The 24,386-nt window shown below is 39.3% G+C and carries 20 protein-coding genes and 1 tRNA gene; 12 read left to right on the top strand and 9 right to left on the bottom strand.

All coding sequences use genetic code 11. The features are described from left to right. The first annotated feature begins 65 nt into the window (after positions 1 to 65). Positions 66 to 141 (top strand) — tRNA-Phe (locus tag J580_RS16160). A gap of 169 nt (positions 142 to 310) precedes the next feature. Here the strand turns inward: J580_RS16160 and J580_RS16155 are convergent. The 5 genes from J580_RS16155 to ompR form a co-directional block, all read right to left on the bottom strand. After that, positions 311 to 742 carry a GNAT family acetyltransferase gene (locus J580_RS16155; RefSeq protein ID WP_002116887.1) on the bottom strand — a complete coding sequence of 144 codons (432 nt, stop codon included), beginning with the start codon at positions 740 to 742 and terminating at the stop codon, positions 311 to 313. A 130-nt stretch (positions 743 to 872) separates the two neighbouring features. Continuing rightward, complete coding sequence (locus J580_RS16150; protein WP_032004914.1) at positions 873 to 2,387, bottom strand: acetyl-CoA hydrolase/transferase family protein; 1,515 nt, start codon at positions 2,385 to 2,387, stop codon at positions 873 to 875. A 35-nt stretch (positions 2,388 to 2,422) separates the two neighbouring features. Continuing rightward, positions 2,423 to 2,545 (bottom strand): hypothetical protein, encoded by a 123-nt coding sequence (locus J580_RS23235; RefSeq protein WP_078210314.1) that lies wholly within the window; start codon positions 2,543 to 2,545, stop codon positions 2,423 to 2,425. A 33-nt stretch (positions 2,546 to 2,578) separates the two neighbouring features. Then, entirely contained in the window at positions 2,579 to 4,036 is a 1,458-nt protein-coding gene (locus J580_RS16145; RefSeq protein WP_002117035.1) for an ATP-binding protein, read from the bottom strand. A gap of 17 nt (positions 4,037 to 4,053) precedes the next feature. Further along, positions 4,054 to 4,818, bottom strand: a complete 765-nt coding sequence (ompR, locus tag J580_RS16140) for a two-component system response regulator OmpR (RefSeq protein ID WP_000060753.1) — start codon at positions 4,816 to 4,818, stop codon at positions 4,054 to 4,056. 657 nt (positions 4,819 to 5,475) lie between these two features. On the opposite strand from ompR, the gene J580_RS16135 reads away from it, so the two are divergent. Next, on the top strand, positions 5,476 to 7,824 hold the full coding sequence (locus J580_RS16135) for a Tex family protein (protein WP_002116875.1): 2,349 nt from the start codon (positions 5,476 to 5,478) through the stop codon (positions 7,822 to 7,824). A gap of 295 nt (positions 7,825 to 8,119) precedes the next feature. Beyond that, positions 8,120 to 10,306, top strand: a complete 2,187-nt coding sequence (locus J580_RS16130) for a SulP family inorganic anion transporter (protein WP_005067022.1) — start codon at positions 8,120 to 8,122, stop codon at positions 10,304 to 10,306. A 69-nt stretch (positions 10,307 to 10,375) separates the two neighbouring features. Here J580_RS16130 and J580_RS16125 read toward each other — a convergent pair whose 3' ends face one another. Next, positions 10,376 to 11,266 carry an SDR family NAD(P)-dependent oxidoreductase gene (locus J580_RS16125; protein WP_002116932.1) on the bottom strand — a complete coding sequence of 297 codons (891 nt, stop codon included), beginning with the start codon at positions 11,264 to 11,266 and terminating at the stop codon, positions 10,376 to 10,378. A 274-nt stretch (positions 11,267 to 11,540) separates the two neighbouring features. Continuing rightward, entirely contained in the window at positions 11,541 to 12,818 is a 1,278-nt protein-coding gene (locus J580_RS16120; RefSeq protein ID WP_032004913.1) for an O-acetylhomoserine aminocarboxypropyltransferase/cysteine synthase family protein, read from the bottom strand. A gap of 295 nt (positions 12,819 to 13,113) precedes the next feature. Here J580_RS16120 and ettA point away from each other — a divergent pair, with 295 nt between their 5' ends. Beyond that, complete coding sequence (gene ettA / locus J580_RS16115; protein ID WP_005067029.1) at positions 13,114 to 14,775, top strand: energy-dependent translational throttle protein EttA; 1,662 nt, start codon at positions 13,114 to 13,116, stop codon at positions 14,773 to 14,775. Between the two features lie 44 nt (positions 14,776 to 14,819). On the opposite strand, the gene J580_RS16110 is transcribed toward ettA, so the two are convergent. Continuing rightward, the gene (locus J580_RS16110; protein WP_002116715.1) at positions 14,820 to 15,203 is read right to left on the bottom strand and encodes a tetratricopeptide repeat protein; all 384 of its coding nucleotides are present in this window, start codon (positions 15,201 to 15,203) and stop codon (positions 14,820 to 14,822) included. A 340-nt stretch (positions 15,204 to 15,543) separates the two neighbouring features. Then, positions 15,544 to 16,236, bottom strand: coding sequence for a hypothetical protein (locus J580_RS16105; protein ID WP_014207850.1), 693 nt, complete (start codon positions 16,234 to 16,236; stop codon positions 15,544 to 15,546). A gap of 147 nt (positions 16,237 to 16,383) precedes the next feature. Between J580_RS16105 and J580_RS16100 the strand changes: the two genes are divergently transcribed. From J580_RS16100 to J580_RS16075, 8 genes are all read left to right on the top strand, one after another. Then, positions 16,384 to 16,782 (top strand): cation efflux protein, CzcI-like, encoded by a 399-nt coding sequence (locus J580_RS16100; RefSeq protein ID WP_032004912.1) that lies wholly within the window; start codon positions 16,384 to 16,386, stop codon positions 16,780 to 16,782. Between the two features lie 56 nt (positions 16,783 to 16,838). Continuing rightward, positions 16,839 to 17,033 carry a hypothetical protein gene (locus J580_RS23850; RefSeq protein ID WP_017386418.1) on the top strand — a complete coding sequence of 65 codons (195 nt, stop codon included), beginning with the start codon at positions 16,839 to 16,841 and terminating at the stop codon, positions 17,031 to 17,033. Further along, entirely contained in the window at positions 17,024 to 17,641 is a 618-nt protein-coding gene (locus J580_RS16095) for a methyltransferase family protein (RefSeq protein ID WP_000425720.1), read from the top strand. Before J580_RS23850 ends, J580_RS16095 begins: the two co-directional genes overlap by 10 nt. 144 nt (positions 17,642 to 17,785) lie before the next feature. Further along, positions 17,786 to 17,959 (top strand): hypothetical protein, encoded by a 174-nt coding sequence (locus J580_RS23230; RefSeq protein ID WP_212750316.1) that lies wholly within the window; start codon positions 17,786 to 17,788, stop codon positions 17,957 to 17,959. Positions 17,960 to 18,159: 200 nt separating this feature from the next. After that, positions 18,160 to 18,555 (top strand): cation efflux protein, CzcI-like, encoded by a 396-nt coding sequence (locus J580_RS16090; protein ID WP_416202039.1) that lies wholly within the window; start codon positions 18,160 to 18,162, stop codon positions 18,553 to 18,555. A 57-nt stretch (positions 18,556 to 18,612) separates the two neighbouring features. After that, entirely contained in the window at positions 18,613 to 20,022 is a 1,410-nt protein-coding gene (locus tag J580_RS16085) for a TolC family protein (protein WP_032004909.1), read from the top strand. Next, positions 20,022 to 21,230 carry an efflux RND transporter periplasmic adaptor subunit gene (locus J580_RS16080; RefSeq protein ID WP_032004908.1) on the top strand — a complete coding sequence of 403 codons (1,209 nt, stop codon included), beginning with the start codon at positions 20,022 to 20,024 and terminating at the stop codon, positions 21,228 to 21,230. Before J580_RS16085 ends, J580_RS16080 begins: the two co-directional genes overlap by 1 nt. Then, a complete protein-coding gene (locus J580_RS16075) occupies positions 21,220 to 24,378 on the top strand; it encodes an efflux RND transporter permease subunit (RefSeq protein WP_032004907.1) in 3,159 nt (1,052 codons plus the stop codon). Before J580_RS16080 ends, J580_RS16075 begins: the two co-directional genes overlap by 11 nt. The last annotated feature ends 8 nt before the right edge of the window (positions 24,379 to 24,386 follow it).

Here is a 24,386-nt window from a genome sequence, read left to right as displayed (position 1 = left end):
TTTAAATCAGAAACTCAGGATAATAGTTGACTATTGTTCTGAGATACGGCTTAATACAGGCCATCGGCGTGATAGCTCAGTAGGTAGAGCAACGGATTGAAAATCCGTGTGTCCCCAGTTCGATCCTGGGTCTCGCCACCATATTCGAAAAAGCCCCATACATAATGTATGGGGCTTTTTTCATGCCTGTTTATTTAATAAAAATATTAAGACCTTACCTGTGTATAAATCTCATTTTATCCACAAGCAAAGAGGGTTATCCCCAATATTGCCTTAACTTTCTAAAAATGGCTCAACTGAAAACTTGTCTCTAATCGTGAGAACTATCACGAATAAGTCGTTTTCCTAAACACACTGCTTCTACCTCGTCATAGCCAAGCTGTTCGTAAAAATTCAATACATTCAAATTGTCTTTACGAACTAATAATTGCAGTTTTGGGCAGCCACGAGCGATGAGACGCTTCTCAAGCTGCTGAACGAGCGCTGTAGCGATTCCTAAGCGTTGTTGGTGGGGGTGAACAGCCAAATAGTTAATCCAGCCTCTATGGCCGTCGTAGCCGCCCATAAGCGTACCAATCAGTTGCTCATCTTTAATAGCAACCAAAAATAAATCATCCTGTTGTGAGACTTTCCTGAAAATATCGGTTTCAGGATTATTCCAAGGACGCGTCAGACCACAGCTTTCCCATAAAATAACGACATCATCCAGATCTGCATTTGTAAATTGACGAATAATAAACATATGGATTTCTACTTTTTGTTTTGATGTGCTGAAAAGATAAAATAAAAATTCGGGCTTGAGCAGTTTTTTATTAATAATTTAAACAAATAAAAAAGCACCCCCGAAGGAGTGCTTGAATTAAACCAGTGATTTAAGCTGATTTTGCAACTGGTGCTGCTTGAAGCATTTGACCTGTTTCTTCGAAGTTTGCATGCCAAGACAATGCTTCACGAAGTAAGTGAGGAGTATGTCCACCTTTAGCACATGCACGGTCAAAGTAGTCATTTAATGCATCACGATAAAGTGGGTGTACACAATTATCGATAATAGCGCGAGCGCGTTCACGAGGCGCTAAACCGCGTAAGTCAGCTAAACCTTGCTCTGTCACTAAAATATCAACGTCGTGTTCACTGTGGTCAACGTGGCTCACCATAGGCACGATAGAAGAGATATCGCTGCCTTTAGCAATTGATTTGGTTACAAAGATTGCTAAGTGGGCATTACGAGCGAAGTCACCTGAACCACCAATACCGTTCATCATTTTAGTACCACACACGTGAGTTGAGTTCACGTTGCCGTAAATATCAAACTCAAGCGCAGTATTAATACCGATAATCCCTAAACGACGAACCAATTCAGGATGGTTAGAAATTTCTTGGGGACGAAGCACTAATTTATCTTTGTAAGCTTCGATATTGCCAAAAACTTTTTCACCACATTTTGCAGAAAGGGTAATTGAGCTACCAGAAGCAAATTTCATTTTGCCTGCATCAATGAGTTCAAAGGTACAGTCTTGTAGTACTTCTGAGTACATGATGAGGTCTTCAAAATCAGAATCTTTTAAACCTGTTAATACAGCGTTGGCAATAGAACCAATTCCTGCTTGTAATGGACCAAGGTTTTTCGGTAAACGACCTTCTGTAACTTCTTTATTAAAGAAAGCAATTAAGTGGTTTGCAATGCCTTGAGTCTCATCATCTGGAGGAGTTACTGTTGATGGTGAGTCATGTGTATCGTTAAATACAATACCTACAATTTTTGCAGGATCGATTTGGATTGCGGTTGTACCAATACGCTCATCCACTTTTGTCAATGGAATTGGAGTACGTGTTGGGCGATAAGTCGGAATATAGATGTCATGCAAACCTTCAAAGCTTTCGCTTAAAGATGTGTTGATTTCAACAATAACTTTTTCGGCAAAAATAGCAAAGCTTGCAGAGTTACCTACAGAAGTTGTTGGAATAATACCGCCATCTTCAGTAATCGCAATTGCTTCAATCACCGCAACGTCTGGACGTTTAAGTTGCTGGTTACGCATTTGCTCAACAGTTTCTGATAAATGTTGATCAATAAACATAACTTCGCCGTTGTTAATCGCACGACGTAAAGTGTTGTCTACCTGAAATGGCATACGACGAGATAAAACACCTGCTTCCGTGAGTTGTTTGTCTAAGTCATTACCTAAGCTAGCACCCGTAATTAACGTGATTTTTAACGGATTTTTCTTTGCATGTTCTACAAGTGCTTGTGGAACAGCTTTAGCTTCACCGGCACGAGTAAAACCACTCATACCAACGGTCATTCCATTTTCGATGAATTGCGCAGCTTGTTCAGCACTGATGACCTTGTCATGAAGAGAAGCTAGGCGAATACGACTTAAAGACATTGGACATCCTCAATATTGTCAAAACATACGGGATTTTAGCTATGAAAAATTGAAAAGTGCATAGGTGTTAGGCTAAGGTCTAATTTTGTAAATAAATGGCGGTATAAATTATATTTATGGTTTTTATTTAATTGATTTTTATTGCTTTTATTTATCATTAAAACAAGGATTTTAATTGCTGATTGATCAAATTAAAAGCGCTCACTTAATGTTTGTTTTATTTTTTCCAAAGGATTCGTCGTGGTATTTTCTTCGGTACTCGGTTTTGGGATTGGTAAAGAAATAATAACTTCTAGACCACCTTGTTCACGATTATGAATTTGAATCTCACCATGATGAATATCGACAATACGTTTAACAATAGCCAGCCCAAGACCACTGCCTTGGATGGTTCTTGCTGAGTCTCCGCGGACAAAAGGTTGCATTAACTCTTCAATTTGATCTGCCGGAATGCCTTCACCATGATCAGCAACGGTAATTAAAATAGATTCATTTTCAACTTTTGCACTGAGCTCTATCGGTTCAGCACCATAGCGTTTTGCATTATTAATCAAGTTGGCAATAAGTCTTTTTAAAGAAAGACTACGTGCCGGAATAATAGGTACATCCTGCATCTCGAATTGAATATCGAGAGGTTTAAATTGCACAACAAGTTCTTGCAAAAGCATGTTGATATTGGTGTCTTTCAACTCCTCATCTGAACCATCGCGCATGTATGAAATGAACTGATTAAGAATTGCATCCATATCATCTACGTCATAAACCAAACCTTCACGCAAAAACTCATCAGGCAGCATCTCTGCTGTTAAACGTATGCGTGTAAGAGGGGTGCGTAAATCATGTGAAATACCTGCCAACATAATACGTCGTTCACGCTCAGTCTGATCGAGTGTATAGACCATACGATTAAAGGCTTGGTTTACTTGACGAATTTCTAATGGACCGTGATTGGTATCAAGGTACGGCGCTGTTCCAGATTTACTGTATTCATTGGCAGCATTTTGCAAACGACGCAGAGGGCGGTTCATCTGTCGAACCAAAATTAAAATAATGATAGCCGACAGTAATGGAACACCCACGACCCAACCCACTAAAAGTTCAGGACTGTAGTTGGCATAGGTTTTTAAAGGCTCACGAACCCAGTTCCCATGCATTTCAGGTGTTTGAATCCAAATGCGTGGGCTCGGTTTAAACTGAAAGTAAACGGTAACGTCTTTAGTCCCAATCTCATTTGCCAGCTTTTTTTCGACATGATTGGTAAAAAACTCGGCAATGACCTTTTCTCGGACACTTGGATATTCTTTGGGGTTGGTAACGTATTCAATACCGACTCGATTACGCAACCACGCATCAATATCTACTTCATTTTCACGATGAAAAATTCGTATATCAGGATTATTGACGAGCTCAAGCTCGACCGCAAGATAACGGGCGTGCTGTTGAATTTCAGGTAAATAAAGAGTGCGCCAAAAGAACCATAAAGACATAAATAAGCTAAAGAACACTACCAGCAGTACCAAAATAGTGGTACGCATGGCAGCAGAACGTGGCTTTATTTTGTCGAGAAAACGTTCCCATCGAGTCCGTTTACGCTCTGAGTAGGTCACGTAATCGGTAAAGTTCTGTGGGGCGATTGGTTCTAAACTCACTCTATCTTATCTCAAGCTTATTCAGCACCATCTGGAACGAATACATAGCCGACACCCCATACAGTTTGGATGTAACGTGCACGTGCAGGGTTATCTTCAATTAAACGACGTAAACGAGAAACTTGAACGTCAATTGAACGTTCCATTGCACCCCATTCACGGCCACGCGCTAAGTTCATCAATTTATCGCGTGTTAATGGTTCACGTGGGTGTTGTACCAATGCTTTTAATACAGCAAATTCGCCAGTTGTTAAGGTAACGATTTGTCCTTCGCGTGTCAGTGTGCGGGTAGACAAGTCTAAAGACCATGGGCCAAAGCTAACCACTTCAACTTGTTGGCTTGGTGCACCCGGAACTTCGCGAACTTGGCGACGTAATACTGCGCGGATACGTGCTAAAAGCTCATTTGGGTTAAATGGTTTTGGCAAGTAGTCATCTGCACCAGCTTCAAGACCGGCAATACGGTCTGAATCGCTACCGCGTGCTGTTAACATGATGATTGGCGTATCAATATTTGATTGGCGTAAACGACGGCAAATACTTAAACCATCTTCAACCGGTAACATAAAGTCGAGTACGATAAGTGAAAATAACTCACGTTGTAATAAACGGTCCATTTGCGAAGCATCGTGGGCAGTTTTTACAACAAAGCCTTTATCTTCCAAAAAACGTTGCAAGAGGGTACGTAAACGCACATCGTCATCGACCACTAAAATACGTTCGACACGATCCGTTTCGTTGTGTACGGTTTCAGGATGTTCAGCAGGTACAACTAAACTCATGATGTACTCCCTTTTAAAGTCATAATTTATATATTATTGGGTCGGATAGGCTTATTGCCAACAAGCCCTCAGTATAATGCCGATGTTCTTGTTTAGACTATGTATCAATTTGCTCAAAATTACAATTTTCAAGGTGGTTTGAAACCAAAAAACAACATCTTAAGCCCATAATTTAGCAAAGACCGCCCTAAAACAACAAATAGTTAAATTTTCAATAAATTTATAATAATTCAATAGTAATAACTAATTGTTTCAAATCAGTTATTTGAAATAAATATAATAAACTTTTGATTGCTGAATTAAGATAAAAAACTGAGTAGATAAGAAATTAGAAGAATAAAGTAGTGCTCAACCTCAATATTTTTGTCTTTTGGGCTATGTATCAATATGATCAATTTCTCATAAATTATATTAATTTTTTGTCATGTTCATGACATAAGTCATACGTTTATATTTTATAAAGATTAAAAGGTAGGGTTCAGTTTTAACTTTTTCATACTTAAACCACTGTTTTTACGTGCTCTAGTAGTCGTAAAAAGTATAAATATTCAGAGTCAATACAAAAAAACGTTTTGAATACGCAAACAAGTGTGGATTTTATGGGCTTGGTCTTTATAATCAGTGCTTTTAAACTTTATCCTTGTGGGATCAAACACGATGACTGACTTAGTTCAGCAGTTGGCAAGTGAGCTTGCCGTACGTCCAAACCAAGTAGAAGCTGCCATCCGCTTAATTGACGAAGGTGCCAGTGTTCCATTCATTGCCCGTTACCGTAAAGAAGTAACACAAGGTTTAGATGATACGCAGTTACGCCAATTAGATACTCGTTTAGCGTATTTACGTGATTTATATGAGCGCCGTGAAAAGGTCATTCAGTCATTGCAAGAACAGAATAAATTGAATGATGACTTGTTGGCGCGGGTGAATGCAGCCGAAACAAAAAATGCTTTAGAAGAAATTTATGCACCGTATCGTCCTAAGCGTACAAGTAAGTCTTTTAAAGCAAAAGAAGCAGGTTTAGGACCGATTGCTGAAAAAATTATTGCAGAACAAGTTGACCCGACAGAAGCATTGGCTGGTTTTAGTCATGAAGACTATCCAGATGTTGAAAGTCAGTTAGATGCGATCCAGCATATTCTGATTGATGATTGGGCACAAAATATTGCGCTTACTACAGAATTAAAAGCAACTTTTGCAAAAACTGCGGTTTTAAAAAGTACAGTTGCTTCTGAAGAAAAGAAAGAAGTCGGTAAAAAATTCCGTGATTACTTTGAGTTTTCTGAAGGTTTAAACAAATTACCTTCACACCGTTTATTGGCGATGTTACGTGGTCGTCAAGAAAATGTATTAGGTTTAAAAGTTGATGGTGAAGATGATGCGCCATTAGCGCGTATTGAAACTGAATACAACCTTGAGCAAATTCAGCCGCAAGCACGTCAAGATTTCTTAAAACAAACCGCAAAATTATTCTGGTTGGGTAAAGTTCGTCCTCAAATCGAGCATTCATTGCTAACAGAGAAACGACTTACTGCCGAAGCAGAAGCAATGCAGGTATTTGCTGAAAATCTTCGTCATTTATTATTATCAGCACCAGCGGGTGGTCGTACTACTTTAGGTGTTGATCCTGGTATTCGTACAGGTGTGAAACTGGCAGTAGTAAGCGATGCAGGTGATGTACTTGCTCATAGCACGATTTATCCATTCGCGCCTAAAGAAGACAAAGAAGGTTCTATTGCTGAACTTGCGCGTCTATGCCGTGAATATAATGTAGAGCTCATTGCTATTGGTAATGGTACAGCTAGCCGTGAAACAGAAGCTGTAGTGGCTGAAATGATGGCTGCTAATACAGACCTCAAATTAACACGTGTGACTGTAAGTGAAGCAGGTGCATCTGTTTACTCTGCAAGTGAGCTTGCAGCGGCTGAACTTCCAGAGCTTGATGTTTCAATTCGTGGAGCAGTGTCGATTGCTCGCCGTTTACAAGATCCACTTGCTGAACTTGTTAAGATTGATCCGAAATCAATTGGTGTAGGTCAATATCAACACGATGTAAATCAAACTGGTTTGGCTAAAACACTTGATGCGGTAGTTGAAGACTGTGTGAATGCTGTTGGTGTTGATGTAAATACGGCGTCGCCAGCAATCTTGGCTTACATTGCAGGTTTGAATAAAGCCATTGCTCAGCAAATTGTTGAATATCGCAAAGAGCATGGTCGTTTTGATAACCGTCAAGCTTTGAAAAGCGTACCACGTTTAGGTGAGCGTACGTTTGAACAAGCGGCTGGTTTCTTACGCATCCAAAATGGTTCTGAACCTTTAGATGCTTCTGCTGTTCACCCTGAAAGTTATGGTCTTGTTGAGAAAATTGTTGCTGCAAAAGCGACAACTGTTAAAGACATCATTGGTAATACCGAAATCATTCGCCAAGTAAAAGCTGATGAATTTGTTGATGACAAATTTGGTTTGCCAACAGTTCAAGACGTATTAGCTGAACTTGAAAAACCGGGTCGTGACCCACGTCCAGAGTTCCGTACTGCTAAATTCCGCGAAGATATCACTGAAGTTGGTCAATTAACTGAAGGTATGCAGCTTGAAGGTGTGATCACTAATGTCACAAACTTTGGCGCCTTTGTTGATATTGGCGTGCATCAGGATGGTTTAGTTCATATTTCTGAATTAGCGAATGAGTTTGTTTCTGATCCGCATAAAGTTGTAAAACCGGGCCAGATCGTACAAGTGCGTGTTATGCAGGTTGATGTTGAACGTAACCGCGTGAACTTAAGTATGCGTGCTGAAGGTTCTGCACCTGTAAAAGCACAGCGCCCACCACGCCGTGAACAAAATACAGAACAGCGTTTTGAGCGTAAGCCTCAAGGTAAACGTCCTCAACCGCGTAAAGATCAAGCTGAACGCCCTCAGCGTAGCAAGCAGGAAAAACCACAAGAACAAAAGATTGGTGGTTTAGGTGCATTGTTATTACAAGCAGGAATTAAAGGTTCTAAATAAGAGTCTTTAGTTATAAAAAGGCCTCCAATTGGAGGCTTTTTTATGGGTTAAATATTATGTTTTTAATAACTATATAAAAGCAAAATAAGAAAAAAGCAGTCGTAAAGATGAGGTGAATCTTAAGATCAACAAATCGTTGTTAAATACACAATTAAATACACAACGTTATAGCATAACTAAACTTTAATGATATTCAGTTGTTCGACATCATCAACCCAGCCTTGAAGCATTTACTCACTTTCAGGCTGTAATAGTACAACTTTGCTTATTTCTTTTTATTATAAATGGTTGTTTTATGTCGGTTTTAAACCTGAAAAATAGATTTCATTTAAAAGACCTCTTATCCGGAGTTGTCGTATTCCTCGTGGCATTACCACTATGCTTGGGTATCGCTTTAGCCTCAGGTGCTCCCATCATCTCTGGTATTATTGCAGGTATTGTGGGCGGCATTATTGTGGGTTTACTGAGTGGTTCTCACATTAGCGTTGCAGGCCCAGCGGCAGGGCTGACTGCTGTCATCCTTGTACAGTTAGAACAATTAGGCGGCAATTATGCCGCCTTTTTATTATGTATTATTTTTGCCGGTGTTCTACAAATTCTATTTGGATTATTTAAGTTAGGGTTCTTTGCGAACTTTATCCCAAATAATGTCATTTTAGGGTTATTAGCCGCTATTGGCGTGATCCTGATTGCCACGCAATTACCTTATCTGTTTGGACTTTCTGATTTTTCATGGAAACAGGTTTGGACTTCAACACCAGATGCATTCCTTCAACGTTTTGATGGAGGAGCGGCACTTATTGGTTTGCTCAGTCTATTCTTAATTTTAGCATGGGATAGCAGTCCGCTTAAAAAACTAGCTTTACCTTCCGCTTTGATTGCGGTTGTGCTCGCAGCTGTTTTAAATTTTATTCTAGTGAGTATGGGCTCTTCATGGGCAGTACAAATTGATAATCTCATTCAATTGCCGAATATATTACAGGCACCCGAAAAAGTATTAATTTTCCCTGATTTTAGCTATTTAGCTGAGCCTATGATTTACACAGGGGCAATTACTCTGGCTGTTGTGGCCTCTTTAGAAACCTTATTGAATTTAGAGGCAGCAGATAAAATCGATCCTCAAAAACGCTCTTCTCCGCCGAATCGTGAACTCTGGGCACAAGGTACAGGGAATATCGTATCGGGCTTAATAGGTGGCATGCCCGTGACTTCAGTGATTGTGCGAAGTTCGGTGAATGCGAATACAGGCGCGCGTAGTAAGTGCTCTACCATTATTCATGGGGTATTGTTGCTGTTAGCGGTTTTATTCTTCGTGCCATTAATGAACATGATTCCTCTGTCTGCATTGGCTGCGATTTTAATCGTGACAGGCTTTAAGCTTACTCATCCAAAACTATTTAAACAGCTTTATCAAAAAGGTTGGAAACAGTTTTTACCTTTTATTATTACCTTAGTTGCAATTTTACTGACCGATCTTTTAATGGGAATTTTAATTGGTCTGTTCACCAGTAGTGCTTTTATTCTCTATGGCAATTTTAATAAAGGTATTCGTGTTTATAGAGAGAAGCGTTTACATGGCGTAGTGACTCGTATTGAACTCCCATCACAAGTTACCTTTCTTAATCGTTCTGCGCTTATTTCGGCATTAGAACATGTGCATAAACATCAGCAACTCATTATTGATGCAACTCAGTGTGATTCGATTGATCCTGATATCTATCAAGTTATTCAAGATTATCAAAGTGAAACGGCTATTAAACGCCAAGTAAATCTTAAATTGGTCGGGTTCAAACAGCACTATCAAGACGTTGATGATGCGGTACTTGATATTGATATTAGTACACATGATTTGCAACAAAAGCTGAGTCCACAACAGGTCGTTAACCTACTTAAAGAGGGGAACGAGCGTTTTGTAAAAAATGAACGCCTTCAACGTGATATTTACCGACAAATTCGTGTGACTGCAGATGAAGGGCAACATCCGATCGCAGCAGTCCTTGGGTGTATGGACTCACGTGCTCCTACTGAAATGATTTTTGATGTGGGTATTGGTGATCTGTTCAGCTTGCGAATTGCAGGTAATATTGCTGGGCAAAAAGTATTGGGTTCACTTGAGTTTGCATGTCAGGCTAAAGGTTCTAAAGTAATCGTTGTTTTAGGACATACTGATTGCGGTGCGGTGACGAGTGCATGTCAATTGCGTTTAGAACAAAAACAAGTATCGGATGTGAAGGAAATGCCACACATTCAATATGTACTTGGACCATTAATGCATTCGGTTGATAGCGTATATGACATTATGCAACCACGTGAATTAGGTAATGCTTTTATTAGTCAAGTCACAGCAATGAATGTTCATTACAACATCCAGTACATTATTAATAATAGTAGTGTGCTTAAAGATATGGTTGATCGAGGTGAGATCGTAGTTGTGGGTGCAATTTACGATGTGAAAACAGGGCACGTTCAGTTTCTCGATTGATCAGTTCTTTAGTTAAAAAAAAGCGCCTTATTTAAGTCGCTTTTTATTCGTTATGTGATTAACTCAAAATTACCAATGTTCACCTGGGAAAATACGTGCATATGCTTTTTGCGCCCAGTTTAATTTCTCGGTTTTTTGTCCCTTCGCTGCATCTGAACTTGGGAATAAACGGAAACCAATCGACATGAACATATTATTAATGCCTGGCGCTACAGAATAAGTCATTGAAGCTAAGCGGCCTAAGTTGGTTGCCATACGTTTTGGACGTTTCACAATTGCATAAGCAATTAAATCAGCGGCCTGCTCAGGTGAAAGTGTTGGTACATATTTATAAATTTTAGTTGGTGCAATCATTGGGGTACGAACCAATGGCATATAAATTGAAGTAATCGCAATTTTGTGTGCATGAACTTCGGCAGATAGGCAGCGGCTAAATGCATCAAGAGCGGCTTTAGACGCGACATATGCAGAGAAGCGAGTAGCGTTTGCTAAAACACCAATCGAGCTAATATTAATAATTTGTCCGTCTTTACGCTGAATCATATGCGGCAAGATATTGAGAACTAGGCGAACCGCGCCAAAATAATTTAATTGCATCGTGCGTTCAAAGTCATGAAAACGATCATAAGACTCATGTACAGCACGGCGAATAGAGCGACCTGCGTTATTAATTAAAATATCAATGTGATCCACAGTTGCTAAAATTTCTTTAGATACTTGGTCAATCATTTCCATATCGTTAAGATCACATGGGAAAATTGATGCCTTACCGCCACGTTTTTCGATATCTGCTTTTACTTCTTCCAAAGTTTCTTGAGTGCGGGCAACCAGTAAAACATGGGCACCAGCATCAGCAAGTTTGTTTGAAATCGTTAATCCGATTCCACTCGAGGCGCCTGTCACTAAAATGACTTTATCTTGTACCTTTTCCTGGAACAGAGCTTCTAATTTTTTATTCACAGCATTTTACCTAAGTAGGGGCAGGGACTATTTATTCCGGTATGTAATTTTTATTTTTTACAACCGTAGATTCATCCAGATGAACTCATAAATATTGTCTTTATCTTAATAGATGTTTAAAAATTGTCTAGTCTGTAAATATATGAAATTCAACAATTTATTTAGAGTAAAAACTCTAAAATAGTATCTTAATCCATTAATTATTTTAGTTATATAATGAACAAAAAAAGAAAAAAAGCCTCTATTTCCAGAGGCTTGATAAATAGTTTAAAAGTTATACAGCTGAAAGTGCTTGGTCTAAATCGGCAATTAAGTCATCAATATGCTCAATTCCAATGGAAAGACGAACCATATCTTCACTTACACCAGCAGATCTAAGCTCTTGTTCATTGAGCTGACGGTGAGTTGTAGTTGCAGGGTGGCAAGCCAAACTTTTCGCATCACCAATGTTTACAAGACGAGTAAATAGCTGAAGTGCATCAATGAATCGAGTACCTCCTTCACGTCCATCTTGTACACCGAAAGATAAAATTGCAGAAGGTTTACCTTTTACATATTTTTGAGCAAGCTGGTGCTGCGGATGATCTTTTAAACCTGCGTAATTCACCCATTTTACTTTTGGATGGGTCTGTAAATACTCTGCAATTTTTTGCGCATTTTCAGTATGACGCTCCATGCGGAGATTTAGAGTTTCGAGGCCTTGTAAAATTAAGAAAACACTCAGTGGGCTAATTGCCGCGCCTGTATTACGCAATGGTACAACGCGAGCTCGTGCTATATAGGCAGCCTCGCCTAATGCCTCAACATAATTAACGCCGTGATAACTTGGGTCTGGCGTGTTCAAAACTTTAAAACGCTCTGGATATTTACCCCAAGGAAATTTACCGCTATCGATAATTGCACCACCAATGCTATTGCCATGACCACCAATATATTTAGTAAGCGAATGGATGACGATATCGGCACCATATTGAAATGGTTTTAATAAGGCAGGGGTGGCAACCGTATTATCGACGATGACAGGTACGCCATATTCATGTGCAATTTTTGAAATTGCTTCTAAATCGATAATATTTCCGAGTGGATTCCCAATTGATTCAACAAAAACAAGTTTAGTCTTACCATCAATTAAGTTACGTAAGCTTTCAGGCCGTTGATAATCAAAAAAGCGAACTTCAATGCCTTGTTTTGGTAAGGTGTGGGCAAATAAATTATAAGTTCCGCCATATAAAGTTGAGACGGAGGCAATGTTGTCTCCCGCTTCTGTAATCGTTTGGACAGCATAGGTAATCGCTGCCATTCCAGAAGCCAAGGCTAAAGCACCAATTCCGCCTTCGAGTGCAGCAAGACGTTGCTCAAGCACAGCAGTGGTCGGGTTCATAATACGGGTATAAATATTGCCCTGAACTTTTAAATCGAAAAGGTCAGCACCGTGCTGTGTATTATCAAATGCATATGAAGTGGTTTGATAAATAGGGACCGCAACCGCTTTTGTTGTTGCTTCGGGTGAGTAGCCAGCATGAATTGCTAAGGTTTCATCTTTATAAGTCATGATTACTTCATCTTCGTGAGTTAAATATTGAGCGAGTCTAGCTTAAAAGTTAAATAGAAAATTGCACAAATTCTGGTTTGTTTTCTAATTTTAGGAATAAAGATAGAAAAATATACGCTGAAACGTTGTATAAATCTTATCCATAAACATTTTGCAACTTATTGAAAAAGAAAATTGTTTGATAAATCCGTACGATGGAAATCATAACTTCAAGTCATCGAGGTTTTCAGCGTATAATACGCGCGATTATTTATCGCTTATGCGATGTATTGGTTTTTCAATTGAGGAGTCCTGCGTGGCCCAATATATTTATACGATGAACCGAGTGTCTAAGATGGTTCCGCCAAAGCGCGAAATCTTAAAAGACATCTCTTTATCATTTTTCCCGGGTGCCAAAATTGGTGTGCTCGGTTTGAACGGTGCAGGTAAATCTACTTTGCTTCGTATTATGGCTGGCGTAGATAAAGATTTCTCTGGTGAAGCTCGTGCACAACCTGGAATTAAAATCGGCTATTTAGAGCAAGAACCACCTCTTGATCCGACTAAAGACGTTCGTGGTAACGTTGAAGATGGCGTGCGTGAAGCTTTAGATGCATTAGAGCGCCTTGATCAGGTTTTTGCAGAATATGCAGATCCGGATGCAGATTTTGATGCACTTGCAAAAGAGCAGGAAAAATTAGAATCAATTATCCATGCTTGGGATGCACATAACTTAAATAACCAGCTTGAAATCGCGGCAGATGCCTTGAACCTTCCAGCTTGGGATGCAGACGTAACTAAGCTTTCAGGTGGTGAACGCCGTCGTGTAGCACTTTGCCGTTTATTGCTTTCAAAGCCAGACATGTTGCTTCTTGACGAACCGACGAACCATTTAGATGCAGAATCGGTATCTTGGTTAGAGCGCTTCTTGAAAGATTTCCCTGGCACAATCGTTGCGATTACGCATGACCGTTATTTCTTAGATAACGTTGCCGAGTGGATCTTGGAGCTTGACCGTGGGCATGGTATTCCTTACCAAGGTAACTATTCTTCTTGGTTAGAGCAAAAAAATGCTCGTTTAGAACAAGAGCAGAAACAAGAAGAATCTTTTGCTAAAGCATTGAAAAAAGAACTTGAATGGGTTCGTTCAAATGCGAAAGGTCAGCAAAAGAAAAACAAAGCACGTATGGAGCGTTTTGAAGAGCTTAACTCTAAAGAATTCCAGCAACGTAATGAAACGTCTGAAATCTACATTCCACCTGGCCCTCGTTTGGGTAATAAAGTTGTGGAAGTGGAAGGTATCAGCAAATCATTTGACGGCCGTGTATTGTACGAAAACTTATCGTTTACTGTACCTCCAACAGCAATTGTGGGTATCGTTGGTCCAAACGGTGCGGGTAAAACGACGTTATTCCGTATGATGACTGGCGAACAGCAACCTGATACAGGTACTGTGACTTTAGGTGAGTCAGTTAAAGTGGCTTACGTGGGTCAGATTCGCGACACTCTAGACAATAACAAAACTGTTTGGGAAGAAGTGTCTGGTGGTTTAGATATTTTGAAAGTGGGCGATTATGAAATTGCTTCACGTGCTTATATCGGCCGCTTTAACTTCAAAGGTCAAGATCAGCAAAAACGCGTAGGCGAATTGTCTGGTGGTGAGCGTAACCGTTTACAACTTGCGAAAATTTTACAGCAAGGTGCAAACGTTATCTTACTAGATGAGCCATCAAACGACTTGGATATTGAAACTTTACGTGCGCTTGAGGATGCAATTCTTGTATTCCCAGGTACGGTAATGGTGGTATCGCATGACCGTTGGTTCCTTGACCGTATCGCGACACACATCTTGTCATTTGAAAATGAACAGCCAGAATTCTACACAGGTAACTATGCAGAATATGAAGCGTATCGTCAGTCACGTTTAGGTGAAGACGCTGTTCAAAAACGTACTAAATACAAAAAAATTAGCGGATAATCTCTGTTAATTTAAAAACCAGCCTAAGGGCTGGTTTTTTTATTTTAAGAAAAAGCGAGCTTGCTAAACGCTTCTTGTAAGCAGCGTTCAGCATCGGGATGTCCCTGACTTGCTGCTTTTTGTAGCCATTTTTCAGCTTCACGATAATTTTTATCTAATCCAAATTGACCATTTAGATAACCGATACCAAGCTTAAAAGAAGCGTCAGAGCTACCACGTAAAGCTGCTCGTAGGTAGCACCACATAGCATTTCGGTCGTTAGGAGTTACATCTAACCAGTTTTGCATACGTTCATGGTCTTGCTCGGCTAGTTCCTCAAAGCGTAAACCCTGTTCAATTTCATCAACTGCTTGTGAATGCATATCAGAAGGTAAGTTTTCAAAAGCAAACAAGTGATTAAGCCTATACTTGATTGATTTCATATTCATGATAGTCTCCCTTGTTCCTCAATTTAATTGAATTGACTCACACTTTTAAGCTAGTCCCTTATATTGAAATATTATGTTTTTTTTTGTAAATGTGATATAGCGCATTTGGATGAAAAATAATGAAGTTTTGGCTTACATAAAAGTTACACGTGTTCTTACGCTAAGTGAAACTACTATGAGAATAGTGGCATTCTTAAGGGAAATTAGAGCTTTTAAAATTAAAAAATAGCTATTATTTAACGCAAAAGACTTTTAAGAAAATTTATAAATATCAAACAAAAGAAATTTCTTTAAACAAAACCAGCCTAAGGGCTAGTTTTTATTTTAAGAGTGAAAGATCTTATTTATTAAAGTCACCATGTAAATCTGACCAGATTAATGATGGAGCTACCGTAATCACGTCAAAGGTCATTGCTAGAGGATATAAAGCCATGCGTGTTACACGTTTAAACGGATGTTTCTTGGTTATTTCATCTTTTTGTTGTAGAGCGACTGGGTAGGGAGTTGGGAGCTGCTGTTGAATCTTTTGATTATCTGCTTTTTGATAAATCTTTCCTTTAAAGCGGATTATGGTAAAAGGGTAGAAAACTTGTTTTTGATTTTCCATCGCCATAAATTGATTTTTAAAACCTAATGTATTTAAAAGTTCTTTTTGTTTTTCATCTATTTGATAAGTGGGAATATTATAAAGAATCGTTATTTCACCATGAAAATGAGTAGAATCATCCATCTCAAGTACAAGCGGTGATGGTGTCTTTAAGTTTCTCTGTTCTGCTGGAATACTTTTGATAATATTTAAAAGGTTTGAGCTACCGTCAGTCATTAAATAGCTGAAATCTTGACCTACAAAGACGATCCCTTGTTCTTGCTGGTTTTGAACAGCTTGTCCTAAAGCAATGATTTGATCTTTTGCTAAAATGATTTTCTCGGTTTTTGTGGTTTCGTTAGGTAAAGCTTCTGAAAGTAATGTCGTGGCACAAGCACTCAAATTTAAACAGACGACAACGAGTAGGGTAGAAAATAGTTTATACATTGCAGGAACTCAAACAGGAAATTAATTTTTCTAAAGAAAAAACTTTTTTAAAACAGTGATAAATTAACCAAAAATCATTTTGTAATTTTATTACATTGGTATCGCTTGCTATAGTGACTTTGTGCAATTTACTGTCATGGTGTACCGTTGCCACGTTCTACAGTTTTTATGTCCGTCTTGTTTAGTTTGCTTATATTCCAAAGCTTATGGAATGTGGCAGCGGCATTTTGCGTGCATAAAAATCAGGAAAAGACATTACAACATTTCGGTCATCATGCAGATTTAAATGTATATCAATCTTCAGACCATATGCAGACTGAACATGTGGGTATTGTAGAAAATTCTGAGAATGCTCCATTAAGCTGGCAAGATCATCACGATCATTTACCTTCATGTTTTCATGTAGTGATGACTGAAAATGCACAACAAGCTCAAGAACCTTTTGTGCGTGTACATGAGCTTTCACAAATCTATTACTGGTCTAATTCTTATCAGTCTCCGTATCTTGGCTCTTTAAATCCCCCTCCTGTCTTAACCCTGCTATAGGTGGGGTAGCCGAAAAATAACCCACCAGAAATTTATTTATTTCAAAGGGTTATTTTATGCTTAATTATATGTGCAAACAAAGCGCAGCAATCTTCTATGTAGATTACTCGCTTAAACATTCACGTCTTTATGTTAATGACAAGGCGGGATATAAGGTTCTGTCAAATCTTTCGGGAAAACAAAAATATTATTTTAATGAATCGGTTATCTCATCTCTGATGATTCACAGTGATGGAGGTTTATGGAAATGAATATTTTATTTACCCCCCGTGTTAGAACTGTGAGCTCCCGAGTGATTGGGCTGATTTTAGCTATTATTCTTGCTTTAAGTTTTAGTAAATGGCATTTCCAAGCGGCATTTATAGAACATATTTTATGGTTCTTTGGATGGTTTTTTGTGGGCATCGGAGTAATGGGAAGAATATGGTGCAGTCTTTACATTTCCGGATTTAAGAATGCCAAGTTGGTGACAGACGGTCCCTATTCTTTATGTAGAAATCCACTCTATCTATTTAGTTATCTGGGTGGAGTCGGGATCATGTTGATTACAGAGACGTTTATCTTTCCAATAGTATTCACGCTTTATTTTCTCTGTTACTACCATTTTGTTATACGCCAAGAAGAAGCATTCCTGAGTGAAAAATATGGAACTGCATATTCAGATTATATAAAGACAATTCCACGCTTTTTACCAAGTTTCAAAAATTTTAAAGAGCCTGAGTTCTATCAGGTTTCACCGAAGCATTTCCGTATTTTTTTGACGCAGGTGGTGTGGTTTATCTGGGTTGCGGCCTTAGTCCAACTTTTTGATGAGTTGCGACTGCACGGTGTTCTCCCTTCATTGTTTAGTTGGTTCTAAAAATGAAATGAAAGTATATCCGCATGCTTCTTAGAGACTCAGAAGATTTGTCCTGAATTGATTAACTAAGGTATGCGAAAAATTAATTTTATTTCTGGGCTAAGTCATTAAATAAATTCGAAATATTTAGATCAGGTGATTATTATGTCTATTAAACTAAACACAAAATCGGCTTTGATGATTTTACTTCTTTCAACAAGTTTGGCTCATGCTGATGGAGGGTTAATTTTTCTCGAAAAGAATATTAAGTCTCAGCAAGAAACAAAAGCTAAAGCTGAAGAAAGTAAGAACCCTCATTTAACTTGTCAGCGTAAATAATTTTTTATTTTGTAGGAAACTAATTACTTAATAATTAGTTTCCTATGAGTAAAGATAGAGATTCTTAATGATTTATTCTTATCTTTACTCAAGCGAGATTAGAATCGCTTCTATACTGCTACTTATTAGATGTAATTTTATTACATGCCCACTGCCTGCTATAGTGGCTTTGTTCAACTTCTTAGTTTAATGGTGTGCTGTTGCCACGTTCTGCACTTTTCATGTCCGTCTTATTCTGTTTGCTTATATTCCAAAGTTTATGGAATGTGGCAGCAGCATTTTGCGCCCATGAAAATCAGGAAAAGGCATTACATCATTTTGGTCATCATGCAGCGTTGAGTTATGAAGCTTCACAATATAGCCATACGGAAAAGACAGATATCGTAGGAACTACTCATAAAGCTCCTTTAATCTTGTCTGATCATCATGACCATTTACCTTCATGTTTTCATGTTGTGATTGTAGAAGCACAAGAAAAGCTTGTTTCACCGTTAATACAGTCATCTGAGCCAAAACAACAATATTATTGGTCCAATTCTTATAAGTCCCCTCATATCTCTAAACAAGACCCGCCTCCTGTTTTAACCCTGCTATAGGTGGGGTAGCCGAAAATTAGCCCACCAGAAATATTATTTATTTCATAGGGTTATTTTATGTCTATTTTTTTATACGAAAAGCGTTTCGTTAGTCTGAGTACGTCTTGGGTACTTAAATCATTAGTTGTTGCAGTTGCGTTTTCAACTGGTGTCGTAACAAACGCAGCCAGTTCAAATCAGAACCTCACGCAGAATACTCAACCACAGCGTGTACAGAATGTTTTAACGTTTGAACAGGTGCTCGATCAGGTTAAGCAATTTCAGACTCAAACAGGAATTTGGCAAACTCAACAAGATATTGCCGAAAGCAATATCAAACAGAGCCAGCTATGGGAAAACCCGACGGTTTCTGTACAGCAAACGGGTTTTAAATCTGGAAAAGATCAGGAATTAGAACTCGGAATCTCGCAAAAACTAGATATTTTTGGTGTACGTTCCGCAGCAAAAAAACTAGCAAGTGTTCAGCAAAATCAAGTTGAGTTAAATCAGGTTTTATATGAGGCTCAACTGAAGCTGGCGGTAAAATATTTATGGTCACAAGTGTCTATTTTAGAGCTTGAACATGAAGTTGCTAAAGCCCAATTAAGAACGAGTAAAAATCTTCTTGATGCTACCCGCTTACGCTTTCAGGCCGGCAGTATTGCTCAGGTTGATTTAGATCGAACTCTTATGACGCATGTTGAAAATCAGCGTTTATATCAGGAAGTTGAGTTATCACTGAGTAGTGCTAAAAGAAAATTGGCTAACTTATGGGGTGAGACAGAAGATAACTTCACGTTACGTCCAGATATAAAAAGCGCGTGGCCTTTAAAAAATGAAAGTGATATCGACCAATATTTAAAACAGAATTTGTTAGAACAGTCCCTGCGGCTTCAAGCAATACAACAAAATTCTGAAATTAATTATTTAAAGGCAAAAAATCGGCCTACGCCTACTGTAAATATGGGAGTGGTGCGTAGTAAAACCGCAGAAACGAGCAGTACCGAAAATCAGATTCGAGTAGGTATAGCAGTTCCTTTAAACATTTTTAATCGCCAGCAATATGCCCTAAAAGTTGCACAAAGCAAACTCGATTTAATTGACCAGCAGCAAAGCTTTTATAAAAAGCAAAGCCAGAATTCTATTCGTACTCTACAGTACGAGTTAGCGGGTTTAAAGCAGCAATATAATTTAATGAATGAGCAGCAAATCCCTTTATCAGAGACGGTACAAGAGAAAATGTTGCTTGGCTTTAAAGTCGGTAAATTTGCAATTACCGATGTTCAGCAATCTACCCTTCAATTACAAGAACAACGCTTGAAAAAAGTTCAACTCCTTAAATCTGCTTGGCAAAAAGCAATTGAGGCAGAAAGTTTAGCTCTCGGGATTGATCCAAATATGGTGATGTCTGGAGATGCATTAAATCAAATTAATCAAAATTTATGGCAAGACACCTATAACTTGCCGACAGTTGGAGGGGCAGAGTAATGTCAGTTAAAAAAATGAAAAGCCAATGGCTTATTGCTCTTTTATTGCTGATTGTCTGCCTTACTTTAAGTGCTTGGTTATTTTTCTCTGGAAAAAAACAGTCCATTACTGAGAAAAGTGAAGAAGGGCATGCAGAGGGTGAAGTTGGTCATGAAGAATCTGAAAAAGAGGAAGGAAGTTTAAACCTAACTTCTAAGCAACTGGTTGAATATGGAGTGAAGTTAGAGCAAGTAGGACGTGGAGAAGTTGAACAGAGCCTCTCTTATCCTGCCAAACTTGTTGTAAATACAGACCAGCAAGCACATGTCTCTTCAACTTTTTCTGCGCGTGTAGATAGTGTAAATGTTGCACTGGGACAACAAGTTGAAAAGGGTCAGGCGCTTGCGACTTTATTTGTACCAGATTTGGTCGATCAACAAGCTAACTTAAGCATGGCACAAGAAGCACTGACATTAGCCCAGCAAGATTATCAACGTGAAAAACAATTGTGGGAACAAGGGGTTTCAGCACGTCAAGATTACCAGCGCGCTTACAATGCATATCGTCAGGCGCAGATTCAAGTGCAGGCTGCAAATAGCCGTTTATCTGCATTGGGAGCGAATCGCTCAAGTAAAGGCCGATATGTTTTAACTGCACCTTTAAGTGGTGTAATCAGTAATAAAGATATTGTCATTGGTGAGCAAATTGGTCCTGAAAAACAATTATTTGTTATTGATCGCCTGGATCAGTTATGGGTCGAATTTGTGCTACCAAGTGCAAATACCAATATTCAGCCTAATCAGGAAATTGAATTTAAATCATTGCAAACGAACAATATTTTCAAAGCGCAGGTGCAAAGCCTAACTTCAGAAGCAGATACTCAAACTGGTCGTTTACAGGTTCGTGCCAAGGTACTGACACCTTCAAAAGAATTACGCCCTAACTTAATGGTCAATGTGTTACTGAAACAAAATAATGCAGCGACTGTATTACGGGTTAACAAGACAGCGATACAACAGATTGATGGAAAGAATGTCGTCTTTATTGCAAAACAGCAGAAGGACAAAATTCATTTTGCCCCTGTTGCCGTTGAGTTAGGCAATTATTCTTCAGATGCACAATGGGTAGAAGTTAAATCAGGAATTACTGAAAAACAGCAATATGTGACTCAAGGTAGTTTCTTGCTTAAGTCCGAACTTGAAAAAGGAGAGGCTGAGCATGGACATTAATAAACCTGATTTGCCAAAGGCTGAAGGTTTGTTTGATCGAATTATTCAGTTTTCAATTAACAACGCCATTTGGGTCATGATGTTTGTCATTGCTTGGATTGGTGTCGGAATTTATAGCTATCAAAAACTTTCAATTGATGCCGTGCCTGATATCACCAATGTACAGGTACAAATCAATAGTCAGGCTAATGGCTTTACTGCGCCGGAAGTTGAGCAAAGGATTACTTATCCGATTGAAAATGCCATGTCTGGTATTCCAAATCTGGAACAGACTCGTTCAATTTCCAGATATGGTCTTTCTCAGGTCACGATTATCTTTAAAGATGGTACTGACATTTACTGGGCAAGACAGTTAATTAATCAACGTTTACAAGAAGCTAAGAGCGCTTTACCAGATAGCATTGATCCGCAAATGTCTCCAATTTCGACTGGACTCGGTGAGATTTATCAATGGGTGGTAAAAGCAGAGCCAAATGCTAAAAAAGCAGATGGTTCAGCTTATAGCGCGATGGACCTGCGTGAAATTCAAGACTGGATTATTCGGCCCCAGTTACAACGTGTACAAGGGGTAGCCGAGGTTAATAGCATTGGTGGATATAACAAAACCTATGTGGTCTCTCCAGATCTGACACGGTTACAACAGTTGCAAATTCCACTCACTGATTTACAAGATGCGCTTCAAAATAATAATGAAAACCGTGGTGCCGGATTTATTGAAGAGAATGGCCAGCAGCTCACAGTTCGTGTTCCGGGTATGCTGACATCGATACAAGATATCCAGAATGTTACGGTCGCCACTAAAAACGGTTTACCTATACGGGTTGCCGATGTGGCCTCAGTATCGATTGGTCATGATTTGCGTACAGGTGGTGCTACCTATAATGGACAGGAAACTGTTTTAGGTATCGCCATGATGATGATGGGTGAAAACAGTAAAACTATTGCTAAGGCGATTGACGATAAAGTTCAGGAAATTCAAAGATCACTCCCTCAGGGTGTGGTGATTGAAACAGTCTATGATCGTAGTAGCCTCGTAGATAAAGCGATTAAAACAGTAGCTAAAAATTTGATTGAAGGGGCGATTTTAGTCATCGTTATCCTTTTTATTTTTTTAGGAAACTTTCGCGCCGCTTTAATCACTGCTTGTATTATCCCATTGGCAATGCTTTTTACCTTAACAGGTATGGCGGAACAAAAAATCAGTGCCAACCTGATGAGCCTGGGCGCTTTGGACTTCGGGATCATTGTTGATGGGGCCGTTGTTATTGTTGAAAACTGTATTCGGCGTTTAGCTGAAGCGCAGCATTTAAAAGGTCGCTTATTAACACGTTCCGAACGTTTCACTGAGGTCTTTCTAGCGGCTAAACAGGCACGCCGACCATTAATATTTGGTCAGATCATCATTATGGTCGTGTACCTACCAATTTTTGCTTTAGCAGGCGTTGAAGCAAAGATGTTTCATCCTATGGCAATGACCGTTGTCCTAGCATTATTGGGAGCAATTATTTTATCTGTGACCTTTGTTCCGGCAGCAGTAGCTCTGTTTGTTACGGGTGAAGTGAAGGAAAAAGAAAGCCGCTGGATGATGACGCTGAAAAAAGGTTATGCAGGCTTACTCGATAAAGCATATGCCTTTCGATATGTTGTTGTCACAGCGGCTGTCAGTATCTTAATTTTGACAAGTGCTATTGCAACAAAAGTGGGGAGTGAGTTCGCGCCTCAGTTAAGTGAAGGTGATTTTGCGTTGCAACTCATGCGTGCTCCAAGCACAGGCATAGAAGAGTCGCTTAAGATTCAGGAGAACGTCGAAAAGCAGTTACTCAAAGCCTTCCCCGAAATTAAAGCCATTTTTGCAAGAACAGGAACAGCCGAGGTTGCTACCGATGTCATGCCCCCTAATATTTCCGATGGTATTGTTCTATTAAAACCACACGATCAATGGCCAAACCCTAAAGAAACGATAGATGAATTGCGTACCAGAATGCTGCAATTCGTGAATCAGATTCCTGGTAATAACAGTGAATTCTCGCAACCGATAGAACTACGTTTTAATGAACTCATTTCAGGCGTCCGTAGTGATATCGGGGTGAAAGTTTTTGGGGATGATATGCAAATCCTCAATCAGGAAGCGGAAAAAATAGCCCAACAGCTACGTAGCATTCCAGGTGCCAGTGAAGTCAAAGTTGAACAGACTGATGGTTTGCCATTACTCAATGTCGATGTTGATCATGCTCTGGCTGCGCAATATGGATTATCAGTCAAGTCTATTCAGGATATTGTCGCTGCGAGTATTGGAGGACAAAGCGTAGGGCAAATTTTACAGGGTGATAGACGTTTCGATTTCGTGATTCGCTTACAGGAAAACATGCGTACGCCTCAGCAGCTAGCACAATTACCGATTCGCTTACCAAACGGCGGTCTGATCCAGTTACAAGACGTTGCCAAGGTTGAGAATATTCTGGGCCTTGCTCAAGTGAGCCGTGAAAATGGCAAACGCCGAGTGATTGTGACGGCAAATGTGCGTGATCGTGACCTTGGGTCTTTTGTACAAGAGATGCAAAGCAAACTGGCGCAGCAAAAGCTACCTAGCGGTTATTGGTTGGGTTATGGAGGACAATTTGAGAATCTTGCTTCTGCCACTGCAAGAATGCAAATCGTTGTGCCGATGGCACTCATCATGATCTTTGTGTTGCTAATGGCGGTATTTAGTAACTTTAAAGACAGCTTACTTGTATTTAGCGGAGTTCCTTTCGCTTTATCTGGTGGATTAGTCGCTTTGTGGCTGAGAGATATTCCGCTTTCTATGTCTGCTGGAGTCGGGTTTATCGCTTTATCAGGTGTTGCGGTATTGAATGGTTTGGTCATGCTCACATTCATTAAAGAGCTAAGAGCAACCCTAGATGTTCATGCAGCTACTTGGAAAGGTGCTGTACTGCGACTACGCCCTGTATTAATGACGGCATTTGTTGCTTCACTTGGTTTTATTCCAATGGCTTTAGCAACTGGAACTGGTGCAGAGGTACAACGACCTTTGGCAACGGTAGTAATCGGTGGCATTATTTCATCTACGATACTAACGCTGGTTTTATTACCAGTCATTTATCGATGGATGAATGAAAGCCAGACGAATAAAGTTGAGCATTCATAATGTCATCG

Origin of the sequence: Acinetobacter sp. 1542444 (assembly GCF_000581835.1) — a bacterium.
In the GTDB taxonomy this organism is placed as follows: Bacteria; Pseudomonadota; Gammaproteobacteria; order Pseudomonadales; family Moraxellaceae; genus Acinetobacter; species Acinetobacter pittii.
The sequence above is the reverse complement of the archived record's forward strand: the minus strand, read 5'-3'. Positions and strand labels throughout refer to the sequence as shown.

Coding starts and splice junctions, on each gene's coding strand:
- J580_RS16155 (WP_002116887.1), bottom strand. CDS start 742: ATGTTTATTATTCGTCAATTTACAAATGCAGATCTGGATGATGTCGTT.
- J580_RS16150 (WP_032004914.1), bottom strand. CDS start 2,387: ATGTCTTTAAGTCGTATTCGCCTAGCTTCTCTTCATGACAAGGTCATC.
- J580_RS23235 (WP_078210314.1), bottom strand. CDS start 2,545: ATGATAAATAAAAGCAATAAAAATCAATTAAATAAAAACCATAAATAT.
- ompR (WP_000060753.1), bottom strand. CDS start 4,818: ATGAGTTTAGTTGTACCTGCTGAACATCCTGAAACCGTACACAACGAA.
- J580_RS16135 (WP_002116875.1), top strand. CDS start 5,476: ATGACTGACTTAGTTCAGCAGTTGGCAAGTGAGCTTGCCGTACGTCCA.
- J580_RS16130 (WP_005067022.1), top strand. CDS start 8,120: ATGTCGGTTTTAAACCTGAAAAATAGATTTCATTTAAAAGACCTCTTA.
- J580_RS16120 (WP_032004913.1), bottom strand. CDS start 12,818: ATGACTTATAAAGATGAAACCTTAGCAATTCATGCTGGCTACTCACCC.
- J580_RS16110 (WP_002116715.1), bottom strand. CDS start 15,203: ATGAATATGAAATCAATCAAGTATAGGCTTAATCACTTGTTTGCTTTT.
- J580_RS16105 (WP_014207850.1), bottom strand. CDS start 16,236: ATGTATAAACTATTTTCTACCCTACTCGTTGTCGTCTGTTTAAATTTG.
- J580_RS23850 (WP_017386418.1), top strand. CDS start 16,839: ATGCTTAATTATATGTGCAAACAAAGCGCAGCAATCTTCTATGTAGAT.
- J580_RS16095 (WP_000425720.1), top strand. CDS start 17,024: ATGGAAATGAATATTTTATTTACCCCCCGTGTTAGAACTGTGAGCTCC.
- J580_RS23230 (WP_212750316.1), top strand. CDS start 17,786: ATGTCTATTAAACTAAACACAAAATCGGCTTTGATGATTTTACTTCTT.
- J580_RS16085 (WP_032004909.1), top strand. CDS start 18,613: ATGTCTATTTTTTTATACGAAAAGCGTTTCGTTAGTCTGAGTACGTCT.
- J580_RS16080 (WP_032004908.1), top strand. CDS start 20,022: ATGTCAGTTAAAAAAATGAAAAGCCAATGGCTTATTGCTCTTTTATTG.
- J580_RS16075 (WP_032004907.1), top strand. CDS start 21,220: ATGGACATTAATAAACCTGATTTGCCAAAGGCTGAAGGTTTGTTTGAT.